Origin of the sequence: Burkholderia lata, from assembly GCF_000012945.1 — a bacterium.
Lineage (GTDB): Bacteria > Pseudomonadota > Gammaproteobacteria > Burkholderiales > Burkholderiaceae > Burkholderia > Burkholderia lata.
The window spans coordinates 624,832-641,495 of sequence record NC_007511.1 but is presented as its reverse complement, the minus strand read 5'-3'; the positions used below and the strand labels follow the sequence as shown (position 1 = coordinate 641,495).

Annotated in this window: 14 protein-coding genes; 5 read left to right on the top strand and 9 right to left on the bottom strand. The window is 66.6% G+C overall.

The window, feature by feature from the left end; all coding sequences use genetic code 11:
* Positions 1-37 precede the first annotated feature (37 nt).
* The 3 genes from BCEP18194_RS25660 to BCEP18194_RS25650 form a co-directional block, all read right to left on the bottom strand.
* The gene (locus BCEP18194_RS25660) at positions 38-571 is read right to left on the bottom strand and encodes a DUF5943 domain-containing protein (RefSeq protein WP_006488993.1); all 534 of its coding nucleotides are present in this window, start codon (positions 569-571) and stop codon (positions 38-40) included.
* A 139-nt stretch (positions 572-710) separates the two neighbouring features.
* On the bottom strand, positions 711-1,682 hold the full coding sequence (locus tag BCEP18194_RS25655) for a dipeptidase (protein ID WP_011354181.1): 972 nt from the start codon (positions 1,680-1,682) through the stop codon (positions 711-713).
* A gap of 31 nt (positions 1,683-1,713) precedes the next feature.
* Positions 1,714-2,988, bottom strand: coding sequence for a serine hydroxymethyltransferase (locus tag BCEP18194_RS25650; RefSeq protein ID WP_011354180.1), 1,275 nt, complete (start codon positions 2,986-2,988; stop codon positions 1,714-1,716).
* 356 nt (positions 2,989-3,344) lie between these two features.
* Between BCEP18194_RS25650 and BCEP18194_RS25645 the strand changes: the two genes are divergently transcribed.
* Positions 3,345-4,460: a GlxA family transcriptional regulator gene (locus tag BCEP18194_RS25645; RefSeq protein WP_011354179.1), complete on the top strand. Its 1,116-nt coding sequence runs from the start codon at positions 3,345-3,347 to the stop codon at positions 4,458-4,460.
* A gap of 61 nt (positions 4,461-4,521) precedes the next feature.
* Here the strand turns inward: BCEP18194_RS25645 and BCEP18194_RS25640 are convergent, their stop codons facing one another.
* Positions 4,522-5,934: a discoidin domain-containing protein gene (locus BCEP18194_RS25640; RefSeq protein WP_011354178.1), complete on the bottom strand. Its 1,413-nt coding sequence runs from the start codon at positions 5,932-5,934 to the stop codon at positions 4,522-4,524.
* A 275-nt stretch (positions 5,935-6,209) separates the two neighbouring features.
* Here BCEP18194_RS25640 and BCEP18194_RS25635 point away from each other — a divergent pair, with 275 nt between their 5' ends.
* From BCEP18194_RS25635 to BCEP18194_RS25615, 4 genes are all read left to right on the top strand, one after another.
* On the top strand, positions 6,210-7,631 hold the full coding sequence (locus BCEP18194_RS25635; RefSeq protein WP_011354177.1) for a PLP-dependent aminotransferase family protein: 1,422 nt from the start codon (positions 6,210-6,212) through the stop codon (positions 7,629-7,631).
* A 263-nt stretch (positions 7,632-7,894) separates the two neighbouring features.
* Positions 7,895-8,662, top strand: a complete 768-nt coding sequence (locus BCEP18194_RS41325) for a hypothetical protein (protein WP_011354176.1) — start codon at positions 7,895-7,897, stop codon at positions 8,660-8,662.
* Positions 8,663-8,839: 177 nt separating this feature from the next.
* Complete coding sequence (locus BCEP18194_RS42470) at positions 8,840-9,073, top strand: hypothetical protein (RefSeq protein ID WP_011354175.1); 234 nt, start codon at positions 8,840-8,842, stop codon at positions 9,071-9,073.
* Positions 9,074-9,130: 57 nt separating this feature from the next.
* Entirely contained in the window at positions 9,131-10,153 is a 1,023-nt protein-coding gene (locus BCEP18194_RS25615) for a class I fructose-bisphosphate aldolase (protein WP_011354174.1), read from the top strand.
* Between the two features lie 155 nt (positions 10,154-10,308).
* Here BCEP18194_RS25615 and fdhA read toward each other — a convergent pair whose 3' ends face one another.
* The 5 genes from fdhA to BCEP18194_RS25590 all read right to left on the bottom strand — a co-directional run bounded on the left by fdhA (position 10,309) and on the right by BCEP18194_RS25590 (position 16,657).
* Positions 10,309-11,505, bottom strand: coding sequence for a formaldehyde dehydrogenase, glutathione-independent (fdhA, locus tag BCEP18194_RS25610; protein ID WP_011354173.1), 1,197 nt, complete (start codon positions 11,503-11,505; stop codon positions 10,309-10,311).
* Positions 11,506-11,702: 197 nt separating this feature from the next.
* The gene (locus tag BCEP18194_RS25605; RefSeq protein ID WP_011354172.1) at positions 11,703-12,461 is read right to left on the bottom strand and encodes an SDR family NAD(P)-dependent oxidoreductase; all 759 of its coding nucleotides are present in this window, start codon (positions 12,459-12,461) and stop codon (positions 11,703-11,705) included.
* A gap of 169 nt (positions 12,462-12,630) precedes the next feature.
* Complete coding sequence (locus BCEP18194_RS25600; protein WP_011354171.1) at positions 12,631-13,821, bottom strand: efflux RND transporter periplasmic adaptor subunit; 1,191 nt, start codon at positions 13,819-13,821, stop codon at positions 12,631-12,633.
* On the bottom strand, positions 13,821-15,710 hold the full coding sequence (locus tag BCEP18194_RS25595) for an efflux transporter outer membrane subunit (RefSeq protein ID WP_011354170.1): 1,890 nt from the start codon (positions 15,708-15,710) through the stop codon (positions 13,821-13,823). Before BCEP18194_RS25595 ends, BCEP18194_RS25600 begins: the two co-directional genes overlap by 1 nt.
* An 8-nt stretch (positions 15,711-15,718) precedes the next feature.
* Positions 15,719-16,657: a glycosyltransferase family 2 protein gene (locus BCEP18194_RS25590; protein ID WP_011354169.1), complete on the bottom strand. Its 939-nt coding sequence runs from the start codon at positions 16,655-16,657 to the stop codon at positions 15,719-15,721.
* Positions 16,658-16,664 lie beyond the last annotated feature (7 nt).

Sequence of the window (16,664 nt, the reverse complement as noted above, 5' to 3'; positions counted from 1 at the left end):
GTGTTGTTGTGTTTCGGTGAATCAGTGCGTCAAGGCGTCAGTGCGCGATCGGCGACACTTCGAAGACGCAGTGGTCGTGATGCTCGGCCGCGCACTGCACCTCCTTCGACTGCGCTCGCGGCGCGCCCTTGCCTTCCGGCGTCGTGTCGTTGACCCAGTCCATCGCGCCGGCGAACCAGCCCGCGAACATGTAGCAGAGCTTGCCTTCCTTGCCCGGCTGCTGGAGCACGAACGACGAGTGGCGCAGCTCGATCTTCGCGCGCGCGCTGGCCGGATCGGCCTCGATGATCGAGAACAGGCCCCAGCCGCGCTGCGACAGGCGCTTCAGGTAGTGTTCGAACACGGCCATGCCGGTCAGGCCATGCAGCTTCGCTTCCTTGTCGCACCAGTGGTAAGCGGACTTGTAGCCGGCCTTGTACAGGATCTCGGCATACGCTTCGACGCCGAGCGCTTCCTCGACGGCGACGTGATTGTTCGTGAAGAAGTGGCGCGGCACGTACAGCATCGGCAGCGCATCGGTGGTCCAGACGCCGGTATCGGGATCGACGTTGATCGGCAGTTGCGGTTGCATCGTGGTGACTCCGTGAGGAAAGTGGCCGCGCGGCTCAGTGCGCAGGCGCGACATCGTCCGCGCGCCCGTGCGGCTTGCACGGGCACGTCCCGATTTCTTTTAATGTTGAATCGCTGAGGGGGTTCGGCGTTCGCGGCGCTTATGCGCCCCACACGTCCTTGAACACGCGCACCCAGTTCTCGCCCATGATCTTGCAGATACGCGACTCCTTCCAGCCGTGGCGCTCCATCGCGGCCGTCAGGTTCGGGAATTCGCCGATCGTACGAATGCCGTCCGGGTTGATCACCTTGCCGAAGTTCGTCAGCTGGCGATAGCGGCCCTTGTCATGCGTCAGCATGTCGAAGAACTCCTTCGCGAAATCCTGCGTGAAATCCGTGCCGATGCCGACCGCGTCTTCACCGATCAGGTTCACGACGTAGTCGATCGCCTCGATGTAGTCATCGATGTTCGCTTCGATCCCGCGCTTGAGGAACGGCGCGAACATCGTCACGCCGACGAAGCCGCCCGCATCGGCGATCTCCTTCAGCTGTTCGTCGCTCTTGTTGCGCGGATGCTCCTTCAGCCCCGACGGCAGGCAGTGCGAATAGCACACCGGCTTCTTCGAGAACGCGATCGCTTCCGACGACGTGTTGCCGCCCACGTGCGACAGGTCGACCATGATGCCGACGCGGTTCATCTCGGTGATCACTTCGCGGCCGAAGTCCGACAGCCCGCCGTCGCGCTCGTAGCAGCCGGTGCCGACCAGGTTCTGCGTGTTGTAGCAGAGCTGCACGACGCGCACGCCCATGTCGGCGAACGCTTCGATGTAGCCGATGTTGTCCTCGAACGCATGCGCGTTCTGGAAGCCGAGGATCACGCCGGTCTTGTCTTCCTTCTTCGCGCGGAAGATGTCTTCCGTCGTGCGCACCAGCGTCAGCAGCTCGCTGTTGTCGCGGATCTTCTTCTTCATCACGCCGATGTTGTCGACGGTCTTGGTGAAGTTCTCCCACACCGACACCGTGCAGTTCGCGGCGGTGATGCCACCCTTGCGCATGTCTTCGAACACCGGCTTCTCGAACTTCGAGATGTTCAGCCCGTCGATGATGATGCTGTCTTGATGCAGCGTGCTCATGTGTTGCTCCAGTATTGTCGGGTCGGGGGGATCAATAGATCGGGAAGCGTTCGCACAACGCGAAGATCTCGCGGCGCACGCGCTGTTCGGTCGCGTGGTCGCCTTCCGGGTTCGCGCGCAGCGCGTCGAACACTTCCAGGATCAGGCGGCCCACTTCGCGGAATTCCGCGACGCCGAAGCCGCGCGTCGTGCCGGCCGGCGTGCCGAGGCGGATGCCCGACGTGACGGTCGGCTTCTCGGTGTCGAACGGAATGCCGTTCTTGTTGCAGGTGATGCCCGCACGCTCCAGCGCCTGTTCGACCGGCGCGCCCTTCAGGCCCTTCGGGCGCAGGTCGACCAGCAGCAGGTGGTTGTCGGTACCGCCCGTGACGAGATCGACGCCGCCCGCCTTCAGCACTTCACCCAGCGCCTGCGCGTTCGCGAGGACGTTGTCGATGTAGGTCTTGAAGTCCGCCTGCAGCACTTCGCCGAACGCGACGGCCTTGCCGGCGATCACGTGCATCAGCGGGCCGCCCTGCAGGCCGGGGAACACGGCCGAGTTGATCTTCTTCGCGATGTCCTCGTCGTTGGTCAGCACGAAGCCGCCGCGCGGGCCGCGCAGCGTCTTGTGGGTCGTCGACGTGACGACGTGCGCATGCTCGACCGGGTTCGCGTGGCGGCCCGCGGCGATCACGCCGGCGATGTGCGCCATGTCGACCATCAGCTTCGCGCCGACGCTGTCGGCGATCGCACGGAAGCGCGCGAAGTCGAGCGCACGCGGGTAGGCCGAGAAGCCGGCAATGATCAGGTTCGGCTTGTGCTCGTGCGCGAGCGCCTCGACCTGGTCGTAGTCGATCAGCATCGTGTCGCGGTTCACGCCGTACTGGACCGCGTTGAACCACTTGCCCGACAGCGCCGGCTTCGCGCCGTGCGTCAGGTGGCCGCCGGCGTCGAGCGACATGCCGAGTACCGTGTCGCCCGGCTTGGCCAGCGCGAGCATCACCGAGCCGTTCGCCTGCGCACCCGAGTGCGGCTGCACGTTCGCATAGCCGGCATTGAAGATCTGCTTGACGCGATCGATTGCCAGCGCCTCGACTTCATCCGCGAACTCGCAGCCACCGTAGTAGCGCTTGCCGGGATAGCCTTCCGCGTACTTGTTGGTCAGCACCGAGCCCTGCGCCTCGAGCACGGCGCGCGACACGATGTTTTCCGACGCGATCAGCTCGACCTGCGACTGCTGACGCTCGAGCTCCTTCAGGATGGCGCTGCGCACCGGCGCGTCGCGCTCGGCAAGGGGCTGCGAGAAGAAAGGCTGGGTGTTCGACATAGTGCGTCCGTGACGAAGAATAAGGGGCTGAAACCGAAGCTCAAGGCCCGCCCTGCCTGGGTTTCCCGCTCGTCCCGTACAAGGCTGCCGACGGCTCTATTCTTGTCGTTCGGATTTTCGGCGGATTGATGAATTTAGACGCGTTCTTTGCCTTTTCCGCCATCCGCGTCCGTTTTATACAAGTGACCGGTCGTGCTTTTTCGGATGACCAAGCAAATGGCCTCCGGCAGTTCACCTATGAACAGGCACGCCGGCGGTGCGATTGCCGCCCGGTCGGGGTGCAGCACATCACGATTTCGGTGCAGTGCAGCATGCGGCTTTCAGCCATACAACGTATGGAGCTAGGGTTTAGCCGTATGGCACGCTTGTTGCGCTGGCTCACACAATACCGCTGCCCGATCCGTGCCTCGGGCGAAAAGCTATTAGAGATTCTAGGAACGCTCCCCATGTCGCCCGACCGCACAGCGTCGCTGTCCCACTTCGCGTTCATGCCGTTACCGAATTTCACGATGATCGCGTTCACCAATGCGATCGAGGTGCTTCGGATGGCGAACTACCTGAGCGGCCAGCCGCTCTATCGCTGGTCGGTCATCAGCCCGGATGGCGGCCCGGTTACCGCGAGCAATGGCCTGACGGTCGACACCGGCCCGGCCGAATGCGTCGGGCAGCCCGACATCGTGTTCGTATGCGGCGGCGTCGACGTGCAGCGCGCGACCACGCCCGCCCATCTGTCGACGCTGCGCCGCTTCGCGCGCGCAGGCATCCCGCTCGGCAGCCTGTGCACGGGCACCTATGCGCTCGCGAAGTCGGGGCTGCTCGCGGGCTACGCGTGTGCGATCCACTGGGAGAACATGTCGGCGCTGAAGGAAGAGTTTCCGGATACGCGGTTCCTGAAGGAACTGTTCGTGATCGACCGCGACCGCATCACGTGCACGGGCGGCGTCGCGCCGCTCGACATGATGCTGAACCTGATCGCCGCGCGTGTGGGCACCGCGCGCGTCACGCAGATCGCCGAGCAGTTCATCGTCGAACACGTGCGCGATACGAGCGCGCAGCAACGCATGCCGCTCGTCGCGCGCCTCGGCTCCGCGAACAAGTCGCTGTTCGAAGTGATCTCGCTGATGGAGAACAACATCGAGGAGCCGCTGTCGCGCGAGGAGCTCGCGCGGCTCGCGAACATGTCGCAGCGACAACTGCAGCGCCTGTTCCGCGAACACCTCGGCATGACGCCGACGCACTACTACCTGACACTGCGGCTGCGCCGCGCGCGCGAACTGCTGCTGCAGACCGACATGTCGATCATGCACATCACGATGGCGTGCGGCTTCCAGTCGGCGTGCCATTTCAGCAAGAGCTATCGCGACGCGTTCGGCGTCGCGCCGACCCGCGAACGCCGCAAGCAGGTCGCGCCGCTTGCGCAGGGTGCGGCGAGTGCCGGCCCCGCCTTCCCGGCGCATGTGCTGCATGCGTGAGCTGCGCGTCGATTGACGCATGAAAAAAAAGCGGCCTTGATGGCCGCTTTTTTCTTTGCGCTTACGATCCCCACACCTGCATTTCGTCGAGCGAATAACCCCACTGCGTTGCGCGCTTCGTACCAACCATTCGCACGTAGCGGCCATGCCCGTTCAGGTTCGGCAGCGTCACGTGGCCATACGACACGCCGTTGTTCGTCGAGTAGATCGTCGTCCAGTTCGCGTTGTCGTTCGACGTCTGGATCTGGTACACGAGCGCGCCCGCATCCCAGTAGAGATCGATGCTGTTGATGGTCTTCGTCGCACCGAGATCCACGGAGATCCATTGCGGATCGACGCCCGCGCCTTCCGGCGAATCCCAGCGCGTGCTCGTGGTGTTGCCGTCGAACGCCTTGTCGGGCGTGAGCGATGCGTTGTAGCTCGCCGATGCGGCCGCCGGGTGCCCCTGCGACAGCAGCGTCGGCTGTGCGGCAGCCGGGCCGCCGTAGTAGCTCGACCCGAGCTTGGCCTTCGTCGTGTCGGCGTTCACGCCGAACTGCGACAGGCTCCAGCGCTGGCCGGTCGTCACGTCGCCGACGTAGAGCTGATAGCCGCCCGCCGTCGTCGACGAGAAGAACAGGTAGTTCGTGCCGCTCACCGGCGCGGGGTCGGAGTTGTTGCTGATGCAGTCGTTGAGCGCCAACTGATTCGGCGTCGATGCCGGGTCCGCGGTCTTCGAGTAGATCTGGTCGAGCTGGCTCGTGTCCTTCCAGCGCGCGTAGAACACCGTGCCGTCCGCACGCACGATCGGATAGTAGGTCTGCAGGCCCGCCGGATTATCGAACACGGCCGTAGCGCCGGTCGCGAGCGTGCGCTTCATCAGGCCCATGTTCGCGCCGGTGCCGCTCGCGTAGTACACGGCGCTCGCATCCGGTGCGAGGAACGGCATCGAATATTCTGCGCCGGCCGGCGCATTCGTCAGGCTCACGACCGACGTGAACACCGGGCCTGCACTCGTGTACGACAGCGTGGCCTGCTTGACGTCGCCGTTCTGCTTGAACACGAGCGTCTTGCCGTCCGCGCTGAATTTCGGGTCCTCGTTGCGCGTGGCGCCCGTGCTGTTGGTCAGGTTGACGGGCGGCGTGCCGGCGCCGAGCTGCAGCATGAACACGTTCCATGCGCCGTTGCTGATGCCCATGAATGCGAGCCACTTGCCATCGGGACTGAACACGCCGTTCATCGGATCGGTAATGCCCCACGTGCTCTTGCTCAGTTGCGTCAGCGTATGGGCCGAGAAGTCGTACAGGAACAACTGGCTCGTGCCGTCGCCGTACTTGACGTAGCTGTGATAGACGAGCTTGCCGGTCAATGCGGCGGGGAACGTCGTGTTGGATTGCGTCGGTGGATTGCTGATGCAGGCGGCCTGCGCGGCGCCGCCGAACAGGTTGAGGGCAACGCCGGCCACGAGGCCCGCGACGAGAGTATTCGATTTCACGCTGAAGGTTTCCGGTTAGGGTCATGACACCGCTGACTAGACCTCGCACGCCCAGGCGTACGGGCCACGGATCAGCCGGCGGACAGCGTGAATTCCGTATCGGTCAATGTCGGGAACGAAGATTGCTCGAGGGACGAAAGCATGCCAGCGAGTCGCGCCGAAAAACAGGATCAGAGCCTGTGAAAAACAAGCGGATCACGGGATAACGAGGCTGTCGCGCAGCGCGCGCCGTGCTACTCTTTTTTCGGCACAAAGCTGCTCGACTTGAGGCACGCATGAAGCGTTATGCGATGCTCGCCCGGACGATTTCCGAGTCGATCCGGCGTGGAGATCTGGCCCCCGGTGCGCGCATCCCGACCGTGCGTGCCGCGTGCCGCGCATATGGCGTGAGCCCGTCCACCGTGTTTCGCGCGTACTACGCGCTCGAAAGCGAGGGCCTGATCGTCGCGCGTGCACGGTCCGGATATTTCGTTGCGAACCTCGAAGACAAGCACGTGCGGTTCGGCCATGAACCGCCGCGCAAACCGGCTGCCCCGCCAGCGGGCAACGGCGATACGTTGTTCCGGCTGCTGGACTCGCTCAAATACGACACCATCGTTCCGCTCGGCTCGGCCTTCGCCAGCTATTCGCTGTTCCCGATGAGCAGCCTGTGGCGCGCGATGGCGTCGGCCGCTCGCAACATGGATCGCACGGCCCTGCTGTCCGGCGCGCCGCCCGGCCATGACGGGCTGCGTCGGCAGATCGCGCTGCGCTACCTGAATGCGGGTGCGGCGTTGCCGATGGACGAGATCGTCATCACGACCGGCGCGCTCGAAGCGCTGACGCTCAGCCTGCAGGCACTGACGCGCCCCGGCGACATCGTCGCGATCGAGCGCCCCGCGTTTCATGCGGTCCTGGAGGCCGTCAAGCGCCTGCACCTGAAGGCCGTCGAGATACCGGTCGACCCGCGCACCGGCCTCGATCTCGACGCGCTCGAGAAAGCACTCGACACGCATCCGGTGCGCGCCTGCTGGTTCATGACGTCGTTCCACAACCCGACCGGCGCAACGCTGACCGACGAGCGCAAGCGCGCGCTGATCGACCTGCTCGCGGCACGCAACGTGCCGCTGATCGAAGACGACGTGTATGGCGAGCTGCATTTCGGCACCACACCCACGCGCCCCGCCAAACTGTATGACGACAGCGGGCTCGTCCTGCATTGCGGCTCGTTCTCGAAATGCCTCGCGCCCGGGTTCCGGATCGGCTGGGTCGCGGCCGGACGCTACGTGCGGCAAATTCGTCAGGCAAAAGGCGCAAGTGCGCCCGCGGCCGACGTGCCTGCGCAGATGGCGATTTCGAGCTACCTGCGCGACGGCGCGTACGACCGCTTCCTGCGCAAGCTGCGGCGCAATCTCGCTGCGCACCAGGCACAGATGCTGGCGGCCGTGCGCGCGTATTTTCCCGCCGGCACCGAAGTGTTCACGCCGCTCGGCGGGTATTTCCTGTGGATCGAACTGCCGCCGCGCGTGGATACGATGCACCTGTTCGGCGATGCGATGGAAAGCGGCGTCAGCATCGCGCCGGGGCCGCTCTTTTCCGCGACCGGCGGATTCCGCCGCTATCTTCGACTCAATTACGGCCGGCCGTGGACGCCGGCGGTCGAGCATGCGATGCAGACCATCGGGACGCTCGCAGCGCGGCAGCGGCAGAACGGATAGTGCGGATCTGACGAATCACGGCCGCCCGCTTGCGCCTTGCGTTTCACGCGACGGCGACCAAAAATGAAGCGGTAGGCCACCACGGACGAACGTGTTCCGCGCACCCGACGTCATGGAGAACTTCATGAGCACCGCATGCGAACGACCGTCGACGACGCACGCTCCGCCGGATTCCGGCACGAGCCGATCGGCTGCCTTGCCGGCAAGGATCATGACGACCGGCAAACATTCGCCGCGTTGACGGCACCCGTCCGCTTCCTGCGATGCGAGTCCTGCCCAACCGCACCCTGCGCGCGCGCGATGACTGGCGCGCGATCCTGAACGCGCGCGCCGAGGCCCGGCGCACTGCCAGCTTCCAGTGCAAGGAATGCGGCTTCGTGGCCTTCCGTGCGCTCGAGCACTGCCCCGTCTGCGGCCGGTGGAACTGGCCGTTCGATCCGATCAGCCTGAAATCGAACGACACGCATGCTCCGCACTCCTTTCATACGTGGTCGTCGCGCATCGCACGTGCGCTTCGCAACGCGGCATTCCATCGGCCGCGCGCATCGAGCGCGCCGATCCTGAGCATCCTGACACTCGTGCTGCTGGTCGGCGGCTATGTGGTGGTCGACCGGACATGCAAGGCCGATCCGGTCTGTCGCGGTTCGAACGGTTCGAATGGTTCGGATAGTTCGGGCATTACGGCGAGTCATTCCGCCCTGTACGCGTCGAACGATCCCGTGCTGCCGGTCTTGCCGGCACCGGTCTATCCGTTTCATTCGACTGACGGAACTCAGGTGGCCACCGCTCGACACAGTCGCCCCGATGTCGCCGAATCCGCCGGCCGGACTGAAGTCGCGCAAGCAGCGCCGGCCATGCGCGCCCCCGACCGGTCGCACACCGCCGCCACGGTTCGCGTGGCGGACTGGAAAGGCAGTCGCAGTGCCGCGCATCGCTCGCACGCCATCCGCCGCGTGAGCATGCACACCGCGCATGCGCGACGCGCCGCCGCCGGCAGTACGCAAATCGCGCAGCTCTATCGCGGCCACTGAGCACGCAGGACCAATCCGGCCACTCGCGTCCGTCGATTCATTTTCCTGAACCGCCCGTCACAAAGCCTCGTTTGCGTCGCGACTCACGCGTGACGTTCAATGGGTCATTCGCCCGTGCCGGCGCATATCGCGTATCGCGTTCCGGCCGGCCGCCCGATCCACCGAACGGAGTCGTCGATGAATGCACTACAGCTCGTGACCCTTGCTGCCATCTGGGGCGCGTCGTTCCTGTTCATGCGCATGGGTGCGCCGGACTTCGGCGTCGTCCCGCTGATCGCGCTGCGCGCGTCTAACGCCAGCCCCGGCACGGACGATGCCACCCGAGCGCGTGCCGATCAGGCACGGCACGCGCCTTGCGTTCTGGCCGGTGGGCGACAAAGAATGAAATCGGAAGGCGGCGTAACGATGTGACGAAGTGAACAGCGGGCGGTCGGCACGACCGCGTGGCGGTTTCAGCGGAGGAATTCCATGAGCACCGAGAGCGCACTCCAGGCGACGATCCAGGCACTCGTTCAGGACGGCAAAGGCTTGCTGGCAGCCGACGAAAGCGGGCCGACCATCGCGAAGCGCTTCAAGACGATCGCGGTCGAATCGACCGAAGAGAACCGCCGCGCATGGCGCACGCTGTTGCTGTCGACGCCGGGCCTCGGTGAATTCGTCAGCGGCGTGATCCTGTATGAAGAGACGCTCGGGCAATGTGCGGACGATGGCACGCCGTTGCCCGAACTCGCCGCTCGCCAGCAGATCGTGCCCGGCATCAAGGTCGACGCGGGCAAAATTCCGCTTGCGCTCGCACCCGGCGACGAAATCACGCAAGGGCTCGACGGGCTTGCGGCGCGCCTCGACGGCTACCAGCGGCAAGGCGCACGGTTCGCGAAATGGCGCGCGGTGTACAACGTATCCGCCACGCTGCCTGGCCATGCGGCGATCCAGGCAAACGCCGAAGCGCTGGCGCGCTATGCGGCGATCTGCCAGGAGGCCGGCGTCGTGCCGATCGTCGAGCCGGAAGTGCTGATGGACGGCGATCATTCGATCGGCCGCTGCGCGCAGGTGACCGACGCCGTGCTGCACGCCGTGTTCGACGCGCTGCACCGGCACCGGGTCGTGCTGGCGCACATGTTGCTCAAACCGAGCATGGTCGTCGCGGGCAGCACGCACACCGCCCAGCCGGCCCCCGCCGAAGTCGCAGAGGCGACGGTGCGCCTGCTGCGCAGCGCCGTGCCGGCCGAAGTGCCCGGCATCTTCTTCCTGTCCGGCGGACAGACGCCGGAGGAAGCGACGGCGCATCTCGACGCGATGAATCGCGTTGCCGGGCGGCCGTGGCTGCTGAGCTTTTCATATGGCCGCGCGCTGCAGGAGCCGCCGCTGGCCGCGTGGCAGGGACAGGCGGCCAACGTCCGCGCCGCGCAGGATGCGCTGCTGCTGCGCGCACGCCTGAACGGTGCGGCCTGCCGCGGTCAGTACGATGCCGCGATGGAGCGCACCCCATGAACGGAGCCGGGCGAATGTCGCCCGGTCGATCGTCCACGCGCGAGCTTCTCGCCCGGCGCTATCGCGGGCACTGAGTGCGCGCCTCCCGAACGCACAAAGGGCCGAGGCGCTTGAACGCCCCGGCCCCTTCGATTGCCGCGCGGTGGTCGGTCGCGTTACGCCGCCAGCAACCCGTGCGGATCGATGACGAATTTACGCGGCGCGCCGCCATCGAACTTCTTGTAGCCTTCCGGTGCCTGGTCGAGCGAGATCACTTCGACGTTGACGATCTTCGCGATCGGCAGCCGGTCGAACAGGATCGCCTGCATCAGGTTGCGGTTGTACTTCAGCACCGGCGTCTGGCCCGTGAAGAACGAGTGCGACTTCGCCCAGCCGAGGCCGAAGCGGATGCTCAGGCTACCGTGCTGCGCGGCCTTGTCTTTCGCGCCCGGATCGTCCGTCACGTACAGGCCCGGGATGCCGATCGCGCCGGCCGGCCGCGTGATTTCCATCAGCGAGTTCAGCACCGTCGCGGGCGCTTCTTCCGAATGGCCCGACGAACCGTGGCCGTGCGCCTCGAAACCGACGCAGTCGACCGCGCAGTCGATCTCGGGCACGCCGAGGATCTGCTCGATCTGCTCGCCGAGCGAGGCGTCCTTCGACAGGTCGACCGTCTCGAAGCCCATCGCCCGTGCGTGCGCAAGGCGTTCCGCGTTCATGTCGCCGACGATCGTCACGGCCGCGCCAAGCAAGCGCGCCGATGCGGCCGCCGCCATCCCGACCGGGCCCGCGCCCGCGATATAGACCGTCGAGCCCGGCTTCACGCCCGCGCTCACCGCACCGTGATAACCGGTCGGCAGAATGTCGGACAGGCAGGTCAGATCGCGGATCTTCGACATCGCCTGATCACGATCGGGGAATTTCAACAGGTTGAAATCCGCGTACGGCACGAGCACGTACTCGGCCTGGCCACCGATCCAGCCGCCCATGTCGACGTAACCGTACGCGCCACCCGCACGCGACGGGTTCACGTTCAGGCACACGCCCGTATGCGTGTCCTTGCACATCGCACAGCGGCCGCACGCCACGTTGAACGGTACCGACACGAGATCGCCGAGCTTCAGCGTCTCGACGTCGCGGCCGATCTCGACCACCTCGCCCGTGATCTCGTGACCGAGCACGAGGCCGACCGGCGCGGTCGTGCGGCCGCGCACCATGTGCTGGTCGGAACCGCAGATGTTCGTGCTGACCACTTTGAGGATCACGCCGTGGCCGATCGCACGGCCGCTCGGATCGACCATCTTCGGATAATCGATTTTCTGGACTTCGACCTGACCCGGTCCAAGATAGACGACACCTCGATTGCTGCTCATCGTATTGTCTCCATGTCTCGTTGGATGGCGCCGCGGCGCGCCGGCTCATGCGGCACACGCGCAACGTGCTGTTCGAGAGTAGTCCCGGAGGCAGGGGCGCCGACGTCTCAAACGCGACACGCGTTTGAACAGCGCCGACATCGATGGCGGAAATGCGAAAGTCGGGCGGGAAACGACGCGAACGCTTCAGGGTGCCGTCATCCCTGAACCGAATAGCCGCCGTCCACGGGAATCACGGCGCCCGTCACGAAGTCGCATTCGGGCGCACACAGCGCGACGGCGATGCCGGCCAGATCCTGCGGCTTGCCCCAGCGCCGCAGCGGCGTGCGTTCCAGGACGCTGCGTTCGAGATCCGGAAACAGCCGTTTGGCCTCGGCAATCAGCTCGGTTTCGATCCAGCCGGGCAGCAGCGTATTGACCTGGATGTTGTCCGGCGCCCACTCGACGGCCCATGCCTTGCCCAGTTGGACGATCCCGCCCTTGCTGGCCGCGTAGGCCGCACCGTACGTCGTGCCGAACAGCGACAGCATCGAGCCGATGTTGATGATCTTGCCGCCGCCCGCACGCCGGAAGGCCGGATGAATGGCCTGCGCGCAGAAATGCGCGCCGCTCAGGTTCGTGTCGATGATGCGATACCAGTCGTCGGCGGTCAGTTCGTGCCCCTGCTGGCGGATATTCATCCCGGCGTTGTTCACGAGAATGTCCAGCCTGCCGAAACGCCGCTCCGCCTGCTCGATGGCGGTCATGCAGGCGTCGCGCCGCGTGATGTCCGCCGGGACGAACAGACCGCGCTCGCTGCCGCCCGGCAGCGACGCGATCGCCGCGTCGCCCTTGTCGCGATCGCGGCCGACGAGCACGACGTTGGCGCCCGCGTCGACCATGCCGCGCGCGATGCCGAGCCCGATCCCGCTCGCTCCGCCGGTGATGACGGCCACCTTGCCTGAAAGTTCGAACACTCGTGCCTCCGATTCGCGTTGCTGTCCAGATTGCGCGACAGCATAGCCCGGTGCAATGCGACGTTGCGCCGGTATCGGACACGATATTTTCAGACGCCGATCATGCGTTTTTCGAATCTTTCGGACGTTGCCTGAGCGGGTGGCCGACGCGGTGCGCGCCGGCAAACGCTCAACCGCCGGCGTTCTCGCGGATGATCGCGGCGGCGGCGCTTTCCGCGTCGCTCGCGACGCCGTCGTGCACGCGCGTGCTGACGGCCGGTGTCGGCGGCTCGCTGTCGAGCGCGTGGCCATTGCGGTCGTGCGTGTCGACCGTCGCGCGCATCGACAGCCCGACGCGCAGCGGATGCGCGGCGAGATCGCGCGCATCGAGCGCGATCACGACCGGCACGCGCTGCACGACCTTGATCCAGTTGCCGGCCGCGTTCTGCGACGGCAGCATCGAGAACGCGCTGCCCGTGCCAGCCGAGAAACCCTGCACGCGGCCGCGATAGGTCACACGCGAGCCGTACAGATCCGACACGACCTCGACCGGCTGCCCGACGCGCATGTGGCGAATCTGCCCTTCCTTGAAATTCGCCTCGATCCACAGCTGGTTGAGCTGCACGATCGACATCAGCGGCACGCCGGGCCCGACCTGCTGGCCGACCTGCACCGAACGCTGCCCGATCGTGCCGTCGACGGGCGCGACGATCGTCGTGCGTTTCAGGTTCCGGTACGCGAGCTTGAACTGCGCGGCCGCCTGCACGACGGCCGGGTTTTCGTCGACGGGCAGTTTGGTGCCGAGCGCGCGTGCCGCATCGAGCTGCGCCTGCGCGGCCGCGAGATTCGCCTGCGCACCGGCGACCGCCGCGCGCGCACGCGCGAGCTCCTCGGGCGCGACGATCTCGACCGACGCGCCCGAGCGCGCGGCAAATGCGCGCTGCGCGAGCGACAGGTCGGCGCGCCGCGCATTCACGGCCTCGACGTACATCGTGTTCGAGATCTTCGCGTTCGCGACCTGCCGCACCGCCTGCGCGAGCTGCGCCTTCGCCTGCGCGAACGCGACGGACGCCTCGGTGTCGTCGAGCTTCACGAGCGTCTGGCCGGCGCGCACGGCCTGCGTATCGGCGACCACGACGTCGGTCACCGATCCGGGGATCTGCGCGGCAACCTGGACGATGCTGCCAGCGACGTACGCGTCGTCGGTGTCTTCGTAATAGCGGTCGCTCAGCAGCCAGTACGCGATCCATGCAAGCGCGGCCACCAGCACGACCGCGAAGAACACGATGAAGCGCTTGCGGCGCGTCGTGCGGCGCGCGTCGAGTGCCGGGTCGTTCAGTGCGGCCGGCGGCGCGGCGGTATGGAGGTTGTCGTGGTGCATCAGTCGCTTTGCGTAACGATCAGACGATCGTGCTGGAACAAGGGGATCGGCGGCATGACCGACGGGCTCGGCGCCGGAATCGCCGCGGCCGTGTGCGCAAGAATGGAGGTGCCGCGAGGCGTCGTGCCGACGGCCGGCGCGCGAGCCGCGTCGTCGCGTCGTGCGGTCGCGGATGCGGATGCGGATGCGGATGCGGACCCCGCATTCGATGCAGCGACGATCGGCGGCACGGCCGCGCTCGCCGCATGCACGTCGGCCGACGCCACCGCCACCGGTCGGCTGGCGGCCACGGCGGCAGTCGGCATGGTCGCAGCAACCACTGCGGGCGAAGCAGCCGAAGCACCCCGCTTCGCCGCCCCGCTACGCGCCCGATGCGCGGCCGGCGCCTGCGCAACCGTTGCGCCCGCATCGAACCCGCCGCCCAGCGCGCCGATCAGCCCGACACGCAGCGTCCGCTGCCGGCCGAGCAACGCGATCATCTGCGCGCGTTCGTCGATCAGCGTGAGATCCGCGACGTCCACATCCTTCTGCATCAGCACGCCGCGCCGGTGACGGTCGGTCGCGATCTCCACGATCTTCTGCGCGGCCGCAACCGCGTCCTGCTGCTGCGCGACGAGCGTCTGCGACGTCTGCAGCGACGTGACGAACTGCGCGACCTGCCCGAGCGCGTCGTCGACGGTCTTGTTGTACATCCCGATCGCGACGTCGGCCTGCGCGACATCCGCACCGAGCTTCGCCTTCAGCCGGCCGCGATCGAAGATCGGCAGCGAGATCGCCGGGCCGACAGAGCCGGCGAGCGCATCGCGCGAGAACAGCGACGCGGGCGTCAGCGCGAACACGCCGCCGAGCGCGACGAGGTTCACGTCCGGATAGAACTGTGCGCGCGTCGAATCGGCATTCGCGAACGCGGCCTCGACGCGCAAACGCGCGGCGACGATGTCCGGCCGGCGGCCCAGGAGATCGGCCGGCAGCCGCGCGGGCAGCGCGCCGCCCGCGAACGCGCCGACGCGCGGCCGCTGCAGCGCGAGCCCGCGCTCGGGGCCGCGGCCCGACAGCACGCCGAGCTGCAATTGCGCGAGCTTGATCTGTTCGTCGTTGAGCGCGATCTGCGCGAGCAGCTTGCTGCGCTTGATCGATGCGTCGCTGGCGTCGTACGCGTTGTCGAGCCCGCGCGCGGTGCGCTCGCGCAGCACGGTCGTCACGCGCTGGCTCACCTTCAGTTTCTGCTGCAGCAGTTCCTGCGTCGCATACGCCTGGTCGAGCTGGCAGTACACGGTGACGATCGCCACCGCCAGCGTGAGCCGCACCTGCTCGGCCTCGACCCGCGCCGCTTCGCGCAGCGACATCAGGCTCTTCGTCGCGGCGCGGTTCTTCCCCCACAGGTCGAGCTGGTAAGTCAGCCCGACGAACACCGACGACGGCGAGGTGTTCGGATCGCCAAAGATCTCGACAGGTACGCGATAGCCGCTGACCGACACGTCGGCGACGTCGTTGCCCGGCTTCGGCATCCGCGCGCGGCTGACCGTCGCGCCGGCCGTACCCGTCAGCCCCGTCAACGAATCGAACTGCTGAAGCTGCGCCTGCGCGATCCGCAGCCGCGCCTGCGCGACCTGCAGGTCGGGGTTGTTTTGCGAAGCCTCGGCAACCAGTGCGTCGAGTTGCGGATCCTTCAACTGCTTGACCCAGTCGGGCGCGGGCCAGGCGCCGTTCACACCGGGGCCGGCCGTATGCGCGAGCGCATCGTCGGCCGGTGCACGCAGCGACAGCGACGGCAGGAAGCCCGACGGCACGCATCCGCCCAACGCCAGCGACACGGCTGCGGCGGCGATCATCATCGAGCCGCCCGTCAAGCCACGCGGCAGACTCGCCGCTTTTTCTTCACGCCGCATCGCGCCCCTCATCCCTGCTGAACGCGCTGCGCACGCGCGGCCAGACGCGGCCGCGTACGTTCGAGCGGGCCGAGCCGGCCGAACAGGCCGTCCGCGACGCCGAACAGGATGCCGGCGAGCTTCGCGCGCTTGTCGCGTTCGACGAGCGCGATCTGCACGACCTGCCACACCGTCAGCAGGTTCGGCACGATTGCCACCGGAAAGCGCAACCCGTACTGCATCCCGAGCTGCACCGCATTGCGTGCGCTGTAGTAGCGCCGTTGCCACGAGTGATTCATCGACGTCATTTCAAAAGGGCCGATCGCGTGACGCTGCTTCGCGCCGATCCGGTGCGGCAGCACCAGCGACGGCACGACATAGAGCGGCACGTTGCGCGACAGCGCGCGGAAACTGTATTCGGTATCGACGTGATCGATGAACAACGTCTCGTCGAAACGACCGAGCACGTCGAACGCGTCGCGCGACACGACGCAGCCCGACGAAATCAGGAACGCGCAGCGCTGCAGCGGCGCACCCGGCTCGATGCGCAGGCGGCGCAGCCCGATCCCGTTGGTCGACAGTTCGGGCAGGAAGCTGCGCGCGTTTTCGTCGAAGATGCGCGGGCCGGCCAGGAACGCACGCCTGCCAAGCCCCGCGCAGACATCGCGCATCGCGGGGAAATACGCGGCCGGCACCGACGAATCCTGGTCGAACAGCGCGACGGCATCGATGCGGTCGCGAAACAGCGCCGCGAGCCCCGCGTTGTACGCGCCCGCGATTCCGCCGCGATTGCCGTGATGCAGCAGCGCGATGCCTTCGCGCGCGCACAGCTCGCGGGCCCGTGCATCGGGCTGCGGCGTGTTGTCGACGACGAGCAGCGCGTCGCACGCGTGCCGCCATGCGCTGAGCGCGTCGAGCTGCGCATCGCTCGGGTGATACAGGATCACGAGTGCGCCGAGTGTCGTCATGTTCCTC

What these genes read in the sequence shown, in the direction of transcription:
- BCEP18194_RS25660 (WP_006488993.1), bottom strand. Translation starts at nt 571, where the DNA reads ATGCAACCGCAACTGCCGATCAACGTCGATCCCGATACCGGCGTCTGG.
- BCEP18194_RS25655 (WP_011354181.1), bottom strand. Translation starts at nt 1,682, where the DNA reads ATGAGCACGCTGCATCAAGACAGCATCATCATCGACGGGCTGAACATC.
- fdhA (WP_011354173.1), bottom strand. Translation starts at nt 11,505, where the DNA reads ATGAGCAGCAATCGAGGTGTCGTCTATCTTGGACCGGGTCAGGTCGAA.
- BCEP18194_RS41325 (WP_011354176.1), top strand. Translation starts at nt 7,895, where the DNA reads ATGCGAGTCCTGCCCAACCGCACCCTGCGCGCGCGCGATGACTGGCGC.
- BCEP18194_RS42470 (WP_011354175.1), top strand. Translation starts at nt 8,840, where the DNA reads ATGAATGCACTACAGCTCGTGACCCTTGCTGCCATCTGGGGCGCGTCG.
- BCEP18194_RS25645 (WP_011354179.1), top strand. Translation starts at nt 3,345, where the DNA reads ATGGCACGCTTGTTGCGCTGGCTCACACAATACCGCTGCCCGATCCGT.
- BCEP18194_RS25650 (WP_011354180.1), bottom strand. Translation starts at nt 2,988, where the DNA reads ATGTCGAACACCCAGCCTTTCTTCTCGCAGCCCCTTGCCGAGCGCGAC.
- BCEP18194_RS25595 (WP_011354170.1), bottom strand. Translation starts at nt 15,710, where the DNA reads ATGCGGCGTGAAGAAAAAGCGGCGAGTCTGCCGCGTGGCTTGACGGGC.
- BCEP18194_RS25600 (WP_011354171.1), bottom strand. Translation starts at nt 13,821, where the DNA reads ATGCACCACGACAACCTCCATACCGCCGCGCCGCCGGCCGCACTGAAC.
- BCEP18194_RS25615 (WP_011354174.1), top strand. Translation starts at nt 9,131, where the DNA reads ATGAGCACCGAGAGCGCACTCCAGGCGACGATCCAGGCACTCGTTCAG.
- BCEP18194_RS25590 (WP_011354169.1), bottom strand. Translation starts at nt 16,657, where the DNA reads ATGACGACACTCGGCGCACTCGTGATCCTGTATCACCCGAGCGATGCG.
- BCEP18194_RS25635 (WP_011354177.1), top strand. Translation starts at nt 6,210, where the DNA reads ATGAAGCGTTATGCGATGCTCGCCCGGACGATTTCCGAGTCGATCCGG.